This window comes from Nitrospira sp. BLG_2, assembly GCF_049222245.1.
The window spans coordinates 1-2,389 of sequence record NZ_JBLYIG010000465.1; the positions used below are offsets into that span (position 1 = coordinate 1).

2 protein-coding genes are annotated in these 2,389 nt (G+C 54.9%); both read right to left on the minus strand.

Going from position 1 to position 2,389, the window contains the following annotated elements; translation table 11 throughout:
- Positions 1–850, minus strand: an 850-nt coding sequence (locus ACOSYY_RS12560; protein ID WP_421662795.1) for an alpha/beta hydrolase, incomplete at its 3' end; no start/stop codon positions are given.
- A gap of 43 nt (positions 851–893) precedes the next feature.
- Positions 894–1,985, minus strand: coding sequence for an SDR family oxidoreductase (locus ACOSYY_RS12565; RefSeq protein ID WP_421662796.1), 1,092 nt, complete (start codon positions 1,983–1,985; stop codon positions 894–896).
- Positions 1,986–2,389: the final 404 nt, after the last annotated feature.

Sequence of the window (2,389 nt, forward strand, 5' to 3'; positions counted from 1 at the left end):
AATACTTCTCGAAGAACCACATCATCATCGACTTGTCCAACGGTTTGGCTTGGGCATTTTCGCGATAAGAAGGGGTGTTGAAATCATATCCCGCCACAGGGTAAATGAGCGCCTGATGGACGGGGAGCACTTCCCCTCGCGCCCGCGCCATCAGGCACACGGCCGCCGCCAAATTGCCGCCGGCGCTCTCCCCGGCCACGGCAACCATTGAAGGATCTCCACCGAAACCGTCGGCGTTGCGCAACACCCACTGATAGGCGGCATAGGCGTCCTCATGGGCCGCGGGAAATTTGTGCTCCGGAGCTTTACGGTATTCCACGGACACCACGATGGCATCGGCAGCTTTCGCGAGCGCCCTGGCCGAAGAATCGTATGTATCGATCGTCGCAATCACCCACCCTCCTCCGTGAAAATACACGATCACAGGAAACGGACCGTGGCCTTGAGGAGTATAGATGCGGATCGGGATATCACCCCCCGCACCGGGAATCGTTCGGTTCTCCGTCTTTCCGATCGACAGAGGAACAGTGCTTTTCTTTCGCTCCTGCAGCAATGCCGTCACGGCATCGGCTGGTGTGGGTTGCGCTCGTGCTTCCTCGGCGGAGAGCGAAATAATAGGCTTGGGTTTCAAGTCTTCAAACTCCGTCAGCACCGCAGCCATGTCCTTATCCGCCCGTGCCTTCGTGGCGGTCATCTCCTGTTTCACTTCTTTGGAAGGCGGAGTGTCAGCTTTCCTGTGTCCGCCCCCGTAGGTTTCTGTCAGTGCCGTTTGGCAACCCGTAAGCATTTGAAACCCCAAGAGGATCGCCGCACAGAGAACTGCTTTCACGATACTTTGCTGCACGAACATGTCGCTTCCCTTTCTCTTCTTTAGTCTCCCGCGGTTCCGGCTATTACCAGAACTCTTCATTCGTTCGATTTCGCACCGGTCGCATACCGCTTCCATGACCGTTCGCACTTCGACCGTTCGCGATTCCACGTCGGCAGAGCGAGATCAGAGCCGCCCCGGCGACAGCCGCGACTGCCCCTGTCATCATCGGATGGAGGGACGCCTGTGTATAAAGACTGGATTCCGCAACATAGGGAGCCCGGCCACTGCGCTCTTGCAACCCTGTCGCCGGACCGTAGAGTCCGTGATCCAGCCGATCTTGCTCCGCCTGATCGCGCTGTTGTGCAGTGAACATCGTATATTTCATAACCTTGTCCATCAGCCTCGGCGCCAGATTTCCCAGCATCGACACCACTTTCGCCCCACCTCCGACGAAGACATCCCGCACCGGATGATCCGCGCAATGAAGAATCGTCTCGGCAACCACTTCCGGCGCGTAATAAACGGGAGACGCATTTTGCGGTTCATTGGGCAAATAGTTCTTCGCGTGCTGGGCGTATGGGGTATCGACGGAACCGGGCTTCACCAGCGTGACGGAGATGGGCAGGCGATCGTGCTCCACTTCCATGCGCAACGCGTCGGTATAGGCTTTGACCGCATGTTTACTGGCACAGTAGATTCCCTGGAGTGGAATGGCGCGATCGGAAAGAATGCTGCCGATATTAATCAGCGCTCCGCCTTCTTTACGAAGATGTTCGACCGCAATACGTGAGCCGGTGACCACTCCCCAGAAGTTCGTCTCAAATAACCGGCGCTGATCTTCCAGAGATACATCGACAACACGTCCATAAATCGAGATGCCCGCACAATTGATCCACGTATCGATCCTTCCAAAACGGTCGATTGCTTGATCTCTCACGCGCCGAACCACGGCTTCATCGGCCACATCTCCCGCTACGAAATCGGCGACGCCGCCATTCGACCTTTGGCCGTTGATTTCCCGAATGACCTGTTGAAGCGCTTGCTCATTTCTGGCGGTCAGCATTAACCGGGCGCCGCGCCTAGCGGCCATGCGAGCCGTCACAAGACCGATGCCGCTGGAAGCGCCGGTGACCACGATGACCTGTTCATTAAGAGGTTTTAGTCGGATGTTCATCGCTCTACATTCGATTGCCGTAGGAAAGCGTTACGATGCTGCCCTTGTGACAACATCATCTTTCTTTTTACCGTCTATAAAAATAGTTGACGACTAGAAGATTCCCGAGAAATGGGAATTATGAGAAGAGTTCGCTGATGAAACTAGGCATACTCTTATTAGGGTACTACCGAGTATTAAATTAAGAAACCGAATGGCTCTGCTTCGAAGAAGGATTTGTTTAGGTTGGATTATTAAACCGTTTCGCGGCATCGCCTGCTTTAAAGCTCGAGCTTTGACAGGACGGCTTCCGCCGCTTTTCGTCCCGAGACCATCGAGCCGTTAATCGTGGCATTTTATCGATGCTCGCCACAGATGAAGAGACCGCCGCGTAGACGAACCGTATCAGGGATTTTGTCAATCAT